The following is a 15,490-nucleotide window of genomic DNA, read 5'->3' on the forward strand; positions in this document are numbered from 1 at the left end:
CCTCCGAGGCCATGGTGTGCTGACATCGGGCAGTACGGGCGGTGCCTGCGTGACGCTCGGTACCGGGCCGAACCCTGTACGAGACCTGTCCATCTCCTGGCACGGCGTGACGTGCGTCGCGGTTGGATATTGCGTTGCCGGGGGCCACGGGTGTCCAGGCAGCATGGTGCTCGTGAATATACGGGGACCCGCACGTTACCTCTGGTGGCTCGTCAGACTCCTGAAAGGACGGGTCCTGCTCGGCGCGACGTTCGGCTCGCTCTGGTTCGCCAGCCTGGCCCTCATGCCCTACCTGCTGTCCCAGGCCATCGACCGCGGCCTCGGCCAGCGGCGGCCGGAGACGCTTATCGCCTGGACGGCCGCGGTGCTGCTGGCCGGCGTGACGAGCGCCGGGCTGGGCATCATGCGGCACCGCTCCATGACCAAGCTGCGCCTGGCCGCCGCGCTGCGCACCGCCGATCTGGTGATGACCCACGCGACCCGGCTCGGTGCCGCCCTGCCCCGCCGGGTCACCTCCGGCGAGGTGGTCACCATCGGCATTGCCGACGTGTGGACCATCGGGCGGGCGATGAACGTCGGCGGCGTCGGCGTCGCCAGCGTGCTCGCGTACGCTGTGGTCGCCGTCCTGCTTTTCCGCACCTCGCCGCTGCTGGCCGTCGTGGTGCTGGCCGGCGTGCCGGTCCTCGCGCTGGCCGTGGGTCCGCTGCTGGCCCGGGTGCAGGCCGCCGGCGCCCGGTACCGCAAGCGCCAGGGCGCCCTGGCCGCCCAGCTCGTCGACGTGGTCACCGGCCTGCGGATCCTCAACGGGCTGGGTGGCAAGGAGGGCCACCTGGCGCGGTACCGGGGCAACTCCGCCGAGCTGCGCGACCTGGGCTACCGGGTGGGCCGGGTGAGCAGCTGGGTCGGCGCGCTCGGCGAGGGCCTGCCCGGCGTCTTCCTCGCGGTGGTGATCTGGCTGGCGGCGCGGCAGGCGGCGGCGGGCGAGCTCACGGCCGGCGAACTGGTCGCCGTGTACGGCTACACGGCCGTGCTGGTCATCCCGGTCAACGTCATGATCTTCTGCGGGTTCGACGTCACCCGCGGGCTGGTCGCCGCCCGCCACGTGGTCGCCTTCCTCGGCCTGCCCCTGGAGGAGACCGCGGGTGAGCCGGCGCCGGCCGGGCCCGCGGCCCTGCACGATCCGGTGTCCGGGGTGTCGGCCGGGCCGGGCCTGCTGACCGCGCTCGCCGGTGCCCGGCCGGCCGACGCGGCCGCGGTGCTGGAGCGGCTCGGCCGGTACGGCCACACGGACGCGACCTGGGGTGGCGTCCGGCTCGACCGCATCGCCCGGGACGAGGTGCGGGCGCGGATCCTGGTCGCCGAGCACGAGGCCGACCTGTTCGCCGATCCGCTGCGCGAGGTGGTCGCCGGCCGCGACACCCCGCGGGACGAGCGGGTCCGCGAGGCGATCGAGTCCGCGGTGGCACACGACGTCGGCGGTCCCGATCACCCGGTCGAGTGGGGCGGGCGCAACCTCTCCGGCGGGCAGCGGCAGCGGGTCCGGCTGGCCCGGGCGCTGTACCAGCGCCCGGAGATGCTGCTGGCCGCCGAGCCGACCTCGGCGGTGGACGCGCACACCGAGGCGGCGATCGCCGGACGGCTCGCGGCGGCCCGGGCCGGCCGCGGCACGGTGGTGGCCACCACGTCACCGGCGTTGCTCGACCGCGCCGACGTCGTGCACTACCTGGTCGACGGGCGGGTCGCGGCCACCGGATCACACCGGGAACTGCTCTCCACGGTCCCGGGGTACGTGCGCCTGGTCGCCCGCGTCTTCGGCGAGGACGAGGCGGTGGACGCCGCGTGAGCGCCGCGCTGCCGATCGCGGATCAGCGCCTGGTCGCCCGCGCCGCCCGGCGGCTCGTGGCCGCCGACCGCCGCACCGTCGTGGCGATGCTGGTCCTCAACGCCCTGGCCGCGCTGGCCGGCCTGGGCGGCCCATGGCTGCTCGGCCGGATCATCGACACGGTCACGGGCGGGCACGGCGCGGGCCGGGTGGACCGGCTGGCCGTCGCCGTGCTGGCCTGCGCGGTCGCACAGACACTGCTCTCCCGGTACGCCCTGACGGTCGGCTACCGCTTCGGCGAGCGCACCGCCGCCCGGATCCGCGAGGGCTTCCTGCGGGAGTCGCTGTCCCTGCCCGCCGCGGTGGTCGAGCGGGTGCCGACCGGGGACCTGACCGCCCGGGGCACGACCGATGTGGACGCGGTCGCGACGACCCTGCGCGACGTGCTGCCGGAACTGCTCATCGCCGCCGTGCAGATGCTGCTGATCGTGTGCGCGGTGGTGGTGCTGAGCCCCCCGCTCGGTGCCGCGGGCCTGGTCGGTTTCTCCGGCATCTGGTTCGTCACCCGGTGGTACCTGCGCCGGGCCCGGGACGCGTACCTGCGCGAGGGCGCGGCCAACTCGGTGATGGCCGACGAGCTGGCGGCCACGACGGCGGGCGCCCGGACGATCGAGGCCTTCGACCTGCGTGCCCGCCGGCTGGCGAAGGGGCACGCGGCGATCGCGGAGACCCGGCGTACCCGGCTGGCCACGCTGAGCCTGCGGTCGGTCTTCTTCCCGCTGGTGGAGATGTCGTACGTGCTGCCCGTCGTGTTGGTGCTCCTGATCGGCGGCCGGCTCTACCTCACCGGGTCCGTCACGCTCGGCACGGTCGCCGCCGCGGTGTTGTACCTGCGGCAGCTGGTCGGGCCGCTCGACACCATCATGCTCTGGATCGAGCAGTTGCAGAGCAGCGGCGCCGCGTTCGCCCGCGTCGAGGGGCTGGCGGCGGTGCCCGCGGAACGGGCCCGCGCGATCGGGGCGCCCGACGGCGACCGGATCGAGGTGCGCGCGGTGCGCTACGCGTACGAGTCCGGGCAGGACGTCCTGCACGACGTCGAGCTGACCGTGCGACCGGGCGAGCGGCTGGCCATCGTCGGGCTCTCCGGCGCCGGCAAGTCGACCCTCGCCCGGCTGATCGCCGGGGTGGACCGTCCGGACAGCGGATCGGTGACCGTCGGCGGCGTACCCATCGCCGACCTGCCGCCCCACGAGCTGCGCCGGCAGGTGGTGCTGGTGACGCAGGAGCACCACGTCTTCCGCGAGTCGCTGCGGGAGAACCTCATGGTCGACGCCCCGGACGACGCGCTGCGGCGGGCCCTGAAGACCGTCGGCGCCGACTGGGCCGACGATCTCGACGCGGACCTCGGCGAGAACCCGCTGGACGGCGGACAGGCCCAGCAGCTCGCGCTGGCGCGGGTGATGCTCGCCGACCCGCACACCGTCATCCTGGACGAGGCCACCGCGCTCCTGGATCCCACGGCGGCACGCAGCGCGGAACGCGCCCTGGCCGCGGTGCTGCACGATCGCACGGTCATCGCCATCGCGCACCGGTTGCAGACCTCGCACGACGCCGACCGGGTGGCGGTCATGGACGGTGGCCGGATCATCGAGCTGGGCGGCCACGACGAACTGCTGCGGGCGGGCGGTCCATACGCGGCCCTGTGGCGGTCGTGGCACGGCGGCTGATCACCCGGCGGCAGTCGGATAATCGACAGTGATCACTGTCGCTCGCTCCTAGGATTGGGTCCGAGCGGGAGGAGACCCGTCGACGATGGTCGCCCGTGGCGCGCCGAGGGCCGCTGTCGCGTGGGTCGCCCTCGCGGCGCTGACCGGCGCGCCGGCCGTCGTGATCGCCGGCGCCGTCGCAGCGCCCGTCGCTGCCGCGCCGGTCGGCGGGGCGGGCGGCCGGACCTCCCTCGATCTCGCCGTGCCGGCGTACCGGGGGCTGGAGCCGGAACTGCGGCTGTCGTACGACCCGGCCGGCGGCAACGGCTGGCTCGGGGTGGGCTGGTCGCTGGCCGGCCTGTCGGAGATCGTCCGGCAGTCGCCGGGCCGGGGCGCACCCGCATACGACGGGACGGACCGCTTCTTCCTGAACGCGATGGAGCTGGTGCCCTGCCCGCCGGCCGTCGTGGACGCCGGAAAACCGGAGAGCCCGGCCTGCCGGTTCCAGGTGCCGGGCGCCACCGCCACCTACACCACGCGGGTGGAGGGCTACCGGCGCGTCTCGTTCACCGCGTCGGCGGCCGGCGGGCGGTGGCTGGTGGAGAACCCCGACGGCCGCAAACTCACCTACCAGCCCCGGCTGACCCACTTCCCGGCCGGCGCCCCGGACGGCTGGCACCTGGCGGGCGTCGAGGATCCGCTGGGCAACCGGGTGACCTACCACTACCGGCACGACGCCGACCCGCTCGGCTCCGGGCAGGAGTACCCGGCGGACATCTCGTACAACGGGGTGGTCATCCGGTTCCGCACGGAGGCGCGGCCCGACCCGGTCGACGCCGGCGACGGAAGCACCCTGATCGTGGGCCGGCGCCGCCTGCGCACGGTCGAGGTGACCAGCGGAGGAGAGCCGGTCCGCGCGTACGGCCTCGAGTACGCCAACCCGGCGTCGGCCACCGGCCGATCGATGCTGCGCACCGTCCGGGAGTACGGCAGGGACGTGGCGCTGGACGCCGCCGGCCGGATCATCGGCGGCACCGCGGCGCCGCCGGTCACCCTGAGCACCGAGTCGGGCGGCGCCGGCGCGGGCGCCGAGGCCGGGGCGTGGCGGCCGGGCGGAGACCCGGCACCGAACCCGAGGCCCGGCCCGGGCTGGAACGGCGAGCCGCCGCGGTGGGTGTTCAACGGCCTGCAGCACCTGCCGAAGTTCGGCCCCCGGCCCAGCGAGCCGAGGGAGACGCCGTACGTGACCGGGGACGTCAACGGCGACGGCCGGTCGGACTGGATCAAGGTCGGCCAGAACGACGACAACGGGCCGGCCCGGGTCGAGATCTCGGTCGGGCTGTCCAACCGCAACTGGGGTCCGGCCGTCGTCACGGAGGTGCTGCCGTGGCCGGACCCGGCCGGGTGGGGCGGGTGGGGCGACCGGGGGCCGCAGGTCTGGGCGGCGGACGTCAACGCCGACGGCGCCGACGACCTGGTGATGACCACCGGACACCGGCAGGGCCGGCCGGAGGTGACCGGCCTCGTCGCCCCGCAGGCGATCTTCATCATCGCGGCGCTGTCGCAGCACGACGGCCGGTTCCGGTTCGTGGGCACGCCGGTCGAGACGCCCTGGATCGACAACCCCTACAACAGCCTGTCGGCCCTCTACGAGGCGAACTGCCAGCCAGGGGATCCGAACGGCGACGGCCGGGCCGACCTGGTGTGCGCCTACACCGACGTGTTCGTCCCGCACGCCCCGGGCGCGCCCGTCGAGCACCTCGGTACGGCGCTGTCGAAGGGCGACGGGACGTTCATCCCGATGACGGAGCCGGCGCCCGACATCGGGCGGATCAACTGGGTGCCGGAGCTCGTGACGGGCGACGCGGACGGCGACGGCGACGGTGATGTCCTGCTCGCGTACGAGGGAAAGTGGATGACCGCCACGTCGCGCGGCGACGGGCACTACGACTTCGTCGACCATCAGACGAACTTCTGCTGCGGGCAGGGGCGGCTGCGCTCGGCCGACGTCAACGGCGACGGCCGGGTGGACTTCCTGCGCATCGTGGAGTACCTCAACAACTCCGGCTTCATCCACACGCTGATCAGCCGCCCCGACGGCACCCGCACCCCGGTCGTCGAGCGGATACCGGACCGGCTCGTCGGCCGGTTCCCGGCGCTCGACGTGCACGGCACCACCGGCGACGCCGACGGCGACGGCGCGGTGGACCTGCTGTTCGCCGTCGAGGTCGACGCGCACCCGGCCACCGCCTGCGCGGCGGCGTACGCCGAGCGGCACCTCAGCTTCGCCCGCATCCTCGGCAACGGCGACGGCACCTTCCGGTGGCCGGTCACCTGGAACGACTGCGGCCTGTCGGTGGAGAAGGACTACCGGTGGGCCTACCTGCTGGACTGGCGGGGGTTCCAGGCGCCCGACGTCAACGGCGACGGGCTCGCCGACCACTTCGGCATCTACCGGCGCGGCAGCATGCTCAACGCGATCGACGTGGTGTCGCCGCGCACGGGCGCGGACGTCGCGCGGGCACTGCACGCGGACGTCAACGGCGACGGCCGGTCGGACCTCGTGTACGTCCACGTCGCCAACACCTACAACACCATCTACACGCTGCTGCGCCGGCCCGGCAACGGCGGGTACGACCAGCGCACCAGCGTGGTCATGCAGGGCGACCACGACGTCGTACGCAACTTCAAGGTCGGCGACGTCAACGGCGACGGCCGGGCCGACCTCACCTACGTGAGCATCGACTTCGGTGACCTGTACGTCGACACGCTGCTGTCCAACGGCGACGGCACCTGGGACGAGCGCTACCGGGTGGCCTGGCGGCACTACGACCTCGACAACCCGGGCGAGACCGGGCGGGACACCCCGCTCTGGCGCGTCATGGACGTCGACGGCGATGGCCGGGCCGACCTCACCCACCTGTACCGGACCGGGTCGACGCTGCGGATCAACACGCTGCTCTCCGCCGGCGACGGCACCTGGCGGCGGCGGTCCGCGCCGGTGCCGGGGGAGCCGCTCACGATGGGCGTGCTGAGCTGGCAGCCCGCGGACGTCAACGGCGACGGCCGGACCGACCTGGTGCGGCTGTGGCCCATCGGCAGGCTCGGCGCCCGGGTCGACACCCTGCTCTCCCGCGGCAACGGCACCTCCTGGCGGCGCGAGGGGCAGCCGCAGTGGCAGCCGTACCTGGCCGACGCGACCCGCCGGTGGGTGCCGGCGGACGCCAACGGCGACGGCCGGACCGACCTCGTCCGGGTGGACCAGGCGAACGGCGGCCTCCAGGTCCGTTCGCTGCTGTCGATCGGCAACGGCACCTGGGTGGCGCGCTCGGCGGCGGACGTACTGCCGGGCCCGTTGAAAGGCACCGGATCGTTCGCCGACACCGCCCGCTGGCGGTCCATGGACGTCAACCGCGACGGCCGCGCCGACCTCGTCCACCTGCTGCCCGTGACGACCCCCGCACCGGGCCTGCGCGTCGACACCGTGGTCGCCACCGGCCAGGGCGGCTGGGCGGCGAGGCCGCCCCGGCCCGACGCGCTGCCGGGGTACGACCGGCCCGGCGCGCTCGACTGGCGCCCGGCCGACGCCGACGGCGACGGCGCGGCCGACCTCGTCCGGGTGGCGCGTGTCCCGGCGGGCCCCCGCTCCGCCCGCCTGCGGGTGTCGAGCCTGGAGTCCAGGGCGCCACGGGATCTCGTCACCGTCGTGGACAACGGCGTCGGCGGCCACACCGAGATCACCTACCAGCCGTCGTCGTCCGCCGCGCCGCGCCGGGCGCCGACGTCGGCCTACTCCGGCTGCGCGTTGCCGGTCGGCGTCGTCACCCAGCTGCCGTCCGCGGTCACGCAGCGGATCGCCGGTGCGCAGGCGGACCGGCGGCGGATCGCGTACGCGTGCGCACGCTGGTCGAACCGGGACCGCCGGCTGCTCGGCTGGGGCGAGACCACCGTCGAGCACGTCGCCGCCGCCAACCGCCCGGCCGAGATCGCGGTGAGCCGCGACCTGCTCGACGACGAGTGCCTGGGCCGGCCCGGCGAGGTGCTGCTGCGCAACGCCGCCGGCCGGACGATCACCCGGACCGTCACCAGGTACGAGAATCCGGGGCTCGGCGTGGCCGCCCGCTGCCGGCCGGACTGGGTGCGCACGTGGCGGTACGACGGCCCCGGCGCCGACCCGTCGCCCGCCGGGACCGAGACCCGCGTCGTGTACTCCTACGACGACTTCGGCAACGCCACGCTCGTCGGGCGCAGCGGCGACCTCGACGACCCCGGTGACGACCGGGTGGTGCGGCGCATGCACAAGCCGCTGATCGGGCCGTGGCTGCTGGACCGGCCGGCCTCCGAGGAGCTGCTCGACGGCGGCGTGCCCGGCTCGCGCCGGTTCAGCCTCACCGCGTACTGCTACGACGACGCCAACGGCACCCCGCGGGGCGGCTGTATCGGCGCACCGGTCCGGGGACTCGGCCTGCTCACCGCGGTCAAGCGGCTGCACGACGACGGCACCTACCGGACCACCACGTTCGGCCACGACGCCTACGGCAACCGCACCAGCGTCACCGACCCGAGGAACAACACCAGCACCACCGCGTACGACCCCGTCCGGCACCTGTTCCCGCAGCGGGTGTGCGACGCGCTGAAGCACTGCCTGACGTACGAGTGGGACCGCGACCAGGCCCAGCTGACCGCCGTGGTCGACCCGAACGGTGCCAGGACCGAGATGGTCACCGACCCGCTCGGCCGGCCGGAGACGGTGCGGAATCCCGGTCGCGGGCTGGTGACGTACGCCTATCTGGACTGGGACGACCCGGCCCGGCGCCGGGTACGCGAGACGATCGACGACGGCACGCCGGACGGCCTGTGGTCGGAGACCTACCTCGACGGGCTGGACCGGCCGACCCGGCTGGCGCGCGAGGGCGACCAGCCGGGCCGGACCTTCGTCCAGGACACCTTCTACAGCGACGACTCCGACCGGCCGGCCGCACAGACGACCTGGTGGACGCTGCCGGCCGGCGCCGGCCCGGCCGTCGAGCGGGTCGGCTACGACGAGGCCGGCCGGGTCGTGACTCAGACGCACGCGGATCAGAGCGTCGACCGGTGGGACTACGCCAACGAGGGCGGCGGAACCGCCGTCACCCGGACCGACGCCCGCGGCGACAGCAAGGTGCTCGTGCACGACGCGCACGGCCGCCTGACGCAGGTACGCCAGCCGGACGGCGCCCGCACGTCGAAGCTGAGCTACCGCTACGACGCCGCCGACCACGTGCGCACCGTGACGGACACCGAAGGCCACGTGGCGACGTCCGAGTACGACCTGCTCGGCAACCTGACCGCGACCGACGACCCGGACCTGGGCCGGTGGTCGTGGACCTGGGACGCGGCGGGCAACCTGGACAGCCAGACCGACGCGCGGGGCCGGACGGTCCGCTACACCTACGACGCGGTGGACCGGCCGGCCACCAGGCGGTACCGCGACGGCTCGCGGGTGGTCTGGCACTACGACGAGGCCGGCCACGGCCCGGCCGCCGGGCGGCTCACCTCGGTCGAGGAACCCACCGGCGCAGGCTGCCCGGGCAGCCGGTCCCGCGGCCTCACCTACGACCAGGCCGGGCAGGCGGTCGCCGAGCGTCGCTGCGTCGGCGGCGCCGCCGCGACGATGCGGTTCGAGTTCGACGGGCTCGGCCGGCAGCGGGCCGCCGTCTACCCGGACGGCGAACGCCAGGCTTACACCTACGACGACGCCGGCCGGCTGCGCGACATGCCGGGCCTGATCGGCGAGTTCAACCACGACCCCGACGGCCGCACGACCCGGGTGGAGCGGGCCGACAGCACGATCACCCAGTGGACCTACGATCCGAAGCGGCGCCGCCTCACCGACGTGACCACCGCGTCGCCGCTCACCGGTCAACTGCTCAAGCTCGGCTACACCTACGAGCCCGACGGGCTGGTCCGGACCACGACGTCCGAACCGGGCGCCGACCTGTCGTACACCTACGACGGCCTCAAACGGATGACGGAGGTCAACGGCGACCTGACCGAGCGGGTCGGCTGGGGCGCCGACGGCGACATCGGTACGTACTCGGAGGTCGGCCCGTACCGCTACCCCGCGCCCGGGGCCGACGGCTGCGTCACCGGCGGCCGCCGGGCGCCCTGCCACGGCGCGCGCAGCGCCGGCGACCAGACCTACTCCTACGACGCCAACGGCAACACGACCTCCGTGAACACCACCGTCGGCCGGCACTACGACGTGCGCGCGAAGCGGGCCGGGCACCGGCGGGACACCCTGTGGGCGATCGCCCGCGACCACCTCGGCGACCCCCGCCGGTGGCCCGAGATCTTCGCGCTGAACCGTGGCCGGCTCCAGCCGCAGTCCCGCACCGGCCGGTTCGACGATCCACACTGGATCTATCCGGGGCAGCGCCTGGAAATGCCCGCCGGCGCGGCCGGCGTGGCGGCGAGGACCACCACGCGCACGCTGGTCTGGGACGACGACAACCGGCTCGTGCGCAGCTCCGGCCCGACCGGCCCGCCCACGACCATGCGGTACGACGCCGACGGCGACCGGGTGGAGAAGCGCACCGGCGCCGCCGTCACCCGCTACCTCGGCCGCTGGCTGGAGAACGCCGGCGCCGGCGGCCAGACGAAGTACTACTGGGCCGGCGAGACCCTCATCGCCCGCCGGGACGGGCGCGGCCTGCACTTCTACCATCAGGACCGGCTCGGCTCGACCCGGATGCTCACCGCCGCCGACGGCGCCGTCACCGCCCGGTACGGCTACCACCCCGGCGGTGCGCCGCTGTCCGCCGGCGGCGCCACGTCGACCGACCTGCGGTACGCCGGGCAGCGGCGCGACGCCGAGACCGGCCTGGACTACGCGGGCGCCCGCCACCTCGATCCGCGCACGATGCGCTACCTCAGCCCCGACCCGGTCCTGGCGGACCTCACCTCGACCCAGGCGGCGAACCGCTACGGCTACGCGTACGGCGATCCGGTCGGCAACAACGACCCGAGCGGCCGGCAACCCGAGTGCCCGGTCTGCGACGAGCCGTTCGTCGGCCCGGTACCGGCGGAAGGGCTGCCGGACGGGCCGCAGAGCCTTCCCGAGGAGTGGCAGCCCTGGCCCTACGCCGCGCCGACCGACCCCAACGCGTACGTGCTCGGCGACGAGATGCTCGTGGTCGGCAACCCGTTCGAGTACATCTGGGAGAGTCTCGATCCGGCCGAGGTCGGCCGCGGTGAGTCGTTCGAGAGCGGCGGCTCCGGCGCCGTCCTCGGCACCATCCTCGGCCGGTGGCTCTTCGCCGACATCAAGCCGTCCGGCGGGGACTGGATGGCGCTGGGCGGCACGGCCGCCCGCAGCGGCGCCCGCCGCAGCATGGCCGCCACCCAATCGTCGGCCGTGGCGCCGACCTCGACGTCCACGGCGGCGCCCAAGGCGGCCCGCCTACCGCAGGACGTGGCGGCGAACCCCGCCGCGCCGGCCGCGCTCCCGCTGAACCGGCCGATCGGCACCAGCCCGACGCAGAACGCCGCGCTGCAGGCGCGCATCGCCGACCTGCAGGCCAAGGGCGCCACCGACTTCCGGGTGAACCAGCAGCAGGTCGACGTCAACGGCACGCGGGTCGGCATCAACCGGCCGGACCTCCAGTACACTCTCAACGGCCAGCGGCAATACGAGGAGTTCGACCGGTCGACCTCGCAGCGGGGCCCGGCACACCAGACCCGCATCGAGGCGAACGACCCCAGCGGCGGAGTACTCCTGCACACGGTCGACTAGGAGGCGCGCGCAGCTGTGCTCGGCGACCGGTATGCCCCGATCACGTCGTCGATCGGCTTCCTGGAGGCGCCGCTGGAAACCGCCGGCGACGCGCTCGCCGCCTGGCGCCGGGAGCTGTACCCGCGGGTGGAGACCGGTCGGCCCGCCGAACCCTTCCCGGAGATGCTGCACCGGCTGGAGCCGCTGACCGGGGGATCGCGACCCAGGGAACTGCTGGTCGCCACCGACTCGGCGTGGACCGCGTACTTCGACTGCACGCTGCGCGGCACCGACGCGGTGAGCACCATCGGCTACCTGACCCGGCGGATCCGCTGCCGGGGCCTGGCCGTCCGGGCGATCCCGCACACCCCCGCCCGCTACGGCGCCACCCAGTTGGAGCTGTTCGGCCCCGAGCAGACGGACTTCATCAACTACGTCCGTACCGTCTCGACGACGTACGACGGGAACCGCTGGGTCTTCTCGGCCACCGGTGCGCCGCAGCCGTTCGAGCGCCCGGAGCTGTACCAGGCGCGCCGGGTCCGGGACCGGTTCACGATCGAGCACCTGGCCGAATACGGCGAGCGGCTCGGCCTGCGGCTCTTCGCACCGGCGTTCTACGGCCCGGAAGCGGTGCTCGTGGAGAGCGCCGCGCCGCCCGCACCCGGCGGCCACGTGATGACGCTGTCCCAGGCACAGCAGTGGCTGGGCATCGTCGGCTGAGACAGTGGCGTCAGCAGGCCGGCTCCCCCGCGGACCGGCCTGCGCCCGCCGGTCAGACCGGTCCCTGGTCACAGTTCGGGTTGTTCAGGCTGACGCTGCCGAACCAGCCGAGCTCCGGGTGACCCTTCGGGTACTTGAAGATCAGGCAGCGACCGTCGTGCTCAGCACCGTTGATCATGTGGTTGAACACGGTGGCCTCGACCCCCAGCACCGCGCCGACGACAACGGCGCCGGCGGCCACCTGTGCGGCCGCGGCCGCGAGAGCCGAACCCGCCTGCGCCATCACGATGGCGATGGTGGTCCCGGCACCCACCACGCCGAGCGCGGCGCCCGGCGCCGCGGACAGGGTGTCCTTCCATTCGGCGTGGATCTCCGCGGTGCGGTCCACCGACCAGTAGGCGGTGCACGTGGTGATCCCGCAGGTCTTCTTGTTGTAAGCCAGTCCGACGCCCTCGGCGTGCGCGGGTGAGGCGCTGAGCACGACGGTCGCGGACACGGTGGCGAGGGCGGCGGTGACGGCGGTGGCGATGCGGTTCCGTTTGTCCATGGTGTTCTCCCTGGCGGGGACGGTTGGATACTGCCGACACGGCCGTGGGAGGAGCTCGGTTCATCTCCCGGGCACGCCTGACCCGTCCGAGTGAACGTCGCGCTCTACGAGGTTGCCAGGTCCGTCCACAGGTCGCAGTGGTGCCCGGCGGCGAGGTCGGTGCTCTGGCCGCCGCCGGTCGGCGCCAGCGTCCGGACGTAGGGAACCTCGGCGGTGGTGCGGAACCGTGGCCAGGAGGGGCCGGGTCTTCCGGTCGCCACGAAGGCGGCCCAGGAGCCGATCATGAAAGCGGCCAACTGCCGGGTCCTGATCGCTCAGGTTCCGGCTCGCCGAGGAACTCGGCGCCCGGGTCACCCGCCGCATCCAGGAACTCGCTTCGCCACCCACCCCGCGCGATGTCATATACGGGACCCTGACCGCGGTCCTGCCGACCGACGCGGAAAGCGTCCGGCTGACCCGCACCTATGCCGCCTTCTACAGCCTGGTCCTCGCCGGGCCGGAATTGACCAGACACGGGGCACCCCACCCCGATCTCCTCGAACGCCTACTCGCCGACCGGTTGCGCGCCTCACGGGAAGCCGGCACCGCGCCTCGCCGGCCTCGAAGTCCTCCATGTCGATGCGCCAGCTCACGGAGGCCGGGTCGGCCGGCGTCTGCTCATCCAACCCGACGACCGGTAGGCCCGCGAACGTCGTCAGGTAGTGGTTGCTGGTCACGGGACTCCCTCGGCCGTAGTCACACCTTCCGGAACAGTGCCGAGACGGTAGCAAGCCCCACCGACACTTCAGGTCCGGCTCCTTCGCGGCCGTCGAATGTGCCCGGATGTGGACACGTGCTTCTGTCGCGGGGCGCGTCCCGGCAGACTGATCGGGAGAGCCCGCCGAGCGGAGGATATGTGATTTCGGAGCGACTTTCGCAGGATCAGCGCCGCGCGCAGCGGCTGGCACGATACGACGAACTGCGGGCCGAGCGGCCGCACCTGTTCGTCAATCCGCCGGAGGTGCCCTTCGAGATCCTGATCGACGCCGAGAGCCAGGCCGCGGTCGCGGACGAGTGCGCGGCACGGCTGCGGGCGCAGGGCAAGCCCGAGGAGTACGGCGACATCGGCGTGATCTACGAGGACGCGTACGTGATCGCGCTGCGCGACGCCGTCCGCAGGCGTGACGGGTCGCTGGGGCCTTACATCCGGGTCATACCGCTCGTCAACGCGGTGGGCGCCGCGATCCTGCCCCTGTTGCCGGACGGCCGCACCGTGCTGACCAGGCACTTCCGGCACGGCCTGCGCGACTGGCACTGGGAGATACCGCGGGGCTTCGCCGATCCCGGCGAGGACGGCCCGGCCACCGCCGCGCGGGAGCTGCTCGAGGAGATCGGGGTGCCGGTCAGCGGGGTGGAACTGCTCGGCCGCGCCACCGCCGACGGCGGCTTCGACGACATCTACCTGGCCCGGATCGACGTGTCGCAGCTGCCGGCCGACGGCACTCTGGAGGCGTTCGTCGAGGGCATCGACGGCCTTCGGCTGGTCGACCGGGACGAGATCGAGAAGATGATCATGGCGGGGGAGCTGACCGACCTCTACACGCTGGCCGCGTTCGCGTTCGCCGTGGCGCGAGGTGTGCTGTGACCGTGGAGGAACCGTCCGCCCGGCCGCGCATCCGGCAGGTCGCCGAGCGCAAGGTGTTCGAGAACGACTACATCTCCGTGTTCAACGACGACGTCCTGATCGTCGGGGAGTTCCCGGCGCAGCATCTGAAGATCGTCGAGCGTGACGGCAAGCCCGGCGCGGCGGTCCTGGCCCGGTGCCGCGACCGGTACGCGCTCGTCCTCAACGACCGCTACCCGACCGGGGCCTGGGAGTGGGGCATCCCGCGCGGCTTCGCACACTCCGGCGACCCGGAGCACACCGCGCGCAGCGAGCTGGCGGAGGAACTGGGCGGCCTGCCCAGCAGGCTCGTCCCGCTGGGCATCGTGACGCCCAATTCCGGCCTGCTGGCCTCCCGGGTCCACGTCTTCCTGGCCGAGTTCGACGAACAGGTGTCGGCGCCGGCCGACCCGACCGAGATCGCGCTGGTGCGCTGGATCGGCCTGCCCGAGCTTTACGACGAGATCGCGGACGGCCGGATCACCGACGGTTTCACGCTGTCGGCGCTCACCCTGGCGACGGTCCGTCGCCTGCTCGGCTGACGACCGTGGTGCCGGGGCGCGCGGTCCACTAGAGTTCCCGCCTGTGCTGAACGTCGGCGGTTTCGCCTTCGGCCTGGTGGCCGGCTGGTGGCTGCTCATCGTGGGCGCCGGCCGGCCACCGGCCGGTGTGGTAGTGGCGGTCGCGGTGCTCACCACCGCGGTGCCGGCTCTGGTCGCCGGGGTGGGCACGGCGCCGCGGGTCGCCGCCGGGTTGATCGCCGGGGCGGCGGCACACGCGGTGTTCCGGTGGGCGGTGCGCCGGTCCGTCGAAAGGGGAGCACCGCGATGAGTCCGGAACTGGGCGCCTTCTGCTTCGGCGCGGTGATCGGCTGGTTCACGTACTTCGTCAACCGCTACCGCTCCGAGATCAAGCTGGCCGACGTGGCGAGCATCCTCGGCGCGATCGGCGGCGCCGCGGTGCTGGAGCTGTTCCCGTCCGACACCCTGCTGTTCGCGGCGTACGGCGTCGGCCTGGCCGTCGGCTTCTTCAGCTACTTCGTCATCCTGCTGCTCTTCGTGATCGTCAGCAGGCGCTTCACGCTGGCGTGGTTCCTGGACGGCCGCCGCCCCGCCTACGCCGCCGACGAGATCGGCCCGGGCGAGAACCCCTCACGGGGCATGTTCGGCCGGCGGGAGAACGCCGAGGACCCGCACGACGTCCGCTAGGGGGTGTCTCGCGGATCACGGCGGCCTGCGCCGGGCCCAGCTTCCGCCTCGCGGCGCGGGCTGAAAGGCCGAATACAACACCGGTATTCGAC

Annotated in this window: 10 protein-coding genes; 8 read left to right on the forward strand and 2 right to left on the reverse strand. The window is 73.6% G+C overall.

Features of this window, described 5'->3' with window-relative positions:
* Nucleotides 1–283: 283 nt before the first annotated feature.
* The 4 genes from AB0B58_RS37530 to AB0B58_RS37545 all read left to right on the forward strand — a co-directional run bounded on the left by AB0B58_RS37530 (nt 284) and on the right by AB0B58_RS37545 (nt 12,001).
* Nucleotides 284–1,843: an ABC transporter ATP-binding protein gene (locus AB0B58_RS37530; protein WP_360234382.1), complete on the forward strand. Its 1,560-nt coding sequence runs from the start codon at nt 284–286 to the stop codon at nt 1,841–1,843.
* Nucleotides 1,840–3,549 (forward strand): ABC transporter ATP-binding protein, encoded by a 1,710-nt coding sequence (locus AB0B58_RS37535; RefSeq protein ID WP_360234355.1) that lies wholly within the window; start codon nt 1,840–1,842, stop codon nt 3,547–3,549. The genes AB0B58_RS37530 and AB0B58_RS37535 overlap by 4 nt, the downstream gene beginning before the upstream one ends.
* 85 nt (nt 3,550–3,634) lie before the next feature.
* Nucleotides 3,635–11,302, forward strand: a complete 7,668-nt coding sequence (locus tag AB0B58_RS37540) for an FG-GAP-like repeat-containing protein (protein ID WP_360234358.1) — start codon at nt 3,635–3,637, stop codon at nt 11,300–11,302.
* A gap of 15 nt (nt 11,303–11,317) precedes the next feature.
* On the forward strand, nt 11,318–12,001 hold the full coding sequence (locus AB0B58_RS37545; RefSeq protein ID WP_360234361.1) for a hypothetical protein: 684 nt from the start codon (nt 11,318–11,320) through the stop codon (nt 11,999–12,001).
* 52 nt (nt 12,002–12,053) lie between these two features.
* Here AB0B58_RS37545 and AB0B58_RS37550 read toward each other — a convergent pair whose 3' ends face one another.
* Nucleotides 12,054–12,548, reverse strand: a complete 495-nt coding sequence (locus tag AB0B58_RS37550; protein WP_360234364.1) for a hypothetical protein — start codon at nt 12,546–12,548, stop codon at nt 12,054–12,056.
* A 104-nt stretch (nt 12,549–12,652) separates the two neighbouring features.
* Nucleotides 12,653–12,844 carry a hypothetical protein gene (locus tag AB0B58_RS37555; RefSeq protein WP_360234367.1) on the reverse strand — a complete coding sequence of 64 codons (192 nt, stop codon included), beginning with the start codon at nt 12,842–12,844 and terminating at the stop codon, nt 12,653–12,655.
* A gap of 599 nt (nt 12,845–13,443) precedes the next feature.
* On the opposite strand from AB0B58_RS37555, the gene AB0B58_RS37560 reads away from it, so the two are divergent.
* The 4 genes from AB0B58_RS37560 to AB0B58_RS37575 are packed head-to-tail and all read left to right on the forward strand — an operon-like array spanning nt 13,444 to nt 15,398.
* The gene (locus AB0B58_RS37560) at nt 13,444–14,172 is read left to right on the forward strand and encodes an NUDIX hydrolase (protein WP_360234370.1); all 729 of its coding nucleotides are present in this window, start codon (nt 13,444–13,446) and stop codon (nt 14,170–14,172) included.
* A complete protein-coding gene (locus tag AB0B58_RS37565; protein WP_360234373.1) occupies nt 14,169–14,732 on the forward strand; it encodes an NUDIX hydrolase in 564 nt (187 codons plus the stop codon). The genes AB0B58_RS37560 and AB0B58_RS37565 overlap by 4 nt, the downstream gene beginning before the upstream one ends.
* 43 nt (nt 14,733–14,775) lie before the next feature.
* On the forward strand, nt 14,776–15,021 hold the full coding sequence (locus AB0B58_RS37570; RefSeq protein ID WP_360234376.1) for a hypothetical protein: 246 nt from the start codon (nt 14,776–14,778) through the stop codon (nt 15,019–15,021).
* Nucleotides 15,018–15,398 carry a hypothetical protein gene (locus tag AB0B58_RS37575; RefSeq protein WP_360234379.1) on the forward strand — a complete coding sequence of 127 codons (381 nt, stop codon included), beginning with the start codon at nt 15,018–15,020 and terminating at the stop codon, nt 15,396–15,398. The genes AB0B58_RS37570 and AB0B58_RS37575 overlap by 4 nt, the downstream gene beginning before the upstream one ends.
* The last annotated feature ends 92 nt before the right edge of the window (nt 15,399–15,490 follow it).

Origin of the sequence: Actinoplanes sp. NPDC049118 (genome assembly GCF_040648555.1) — a bacterium.
In the GTDB taxonomy this organism is placed as follows: Bacteria; Actinomycetota; Actinomycetes; order Mycobacteriales; family Micromonosporaceae; genus Actinoplanes.

Coding starts and splice junctions, on each gene's coding strand:
- AB0B58_RS37530 (WP_360234382.1), top strand. CDS start 284: ATGCCCTACCTGCTGTCCCAGGCCATCGACCGCGGCCTCGGCCAGCGG.
- AB0B58_RS37540 (WP_360234358.1), top strand. CDS start 3,635: ATGGTCGCCCGTGGCGCGCCGAGGGCCGCTGTCGCGTGGGTCGCCCTC.
- AB0B58_RS37550 (WP_360234364.1), bottom strand. CDS start 12,548: ATGGACAAACGGAACCGCATCGCCACCGCCGTCACCGCCGCCCTCGCC.
- AB0B58_RS37575 (WP_360234379.1), top strand. CDS start 15,018: ATGAGTCCGGAACTGGGCGCCTTCTGCTTCGGCGCGGTGATCGGCTGG.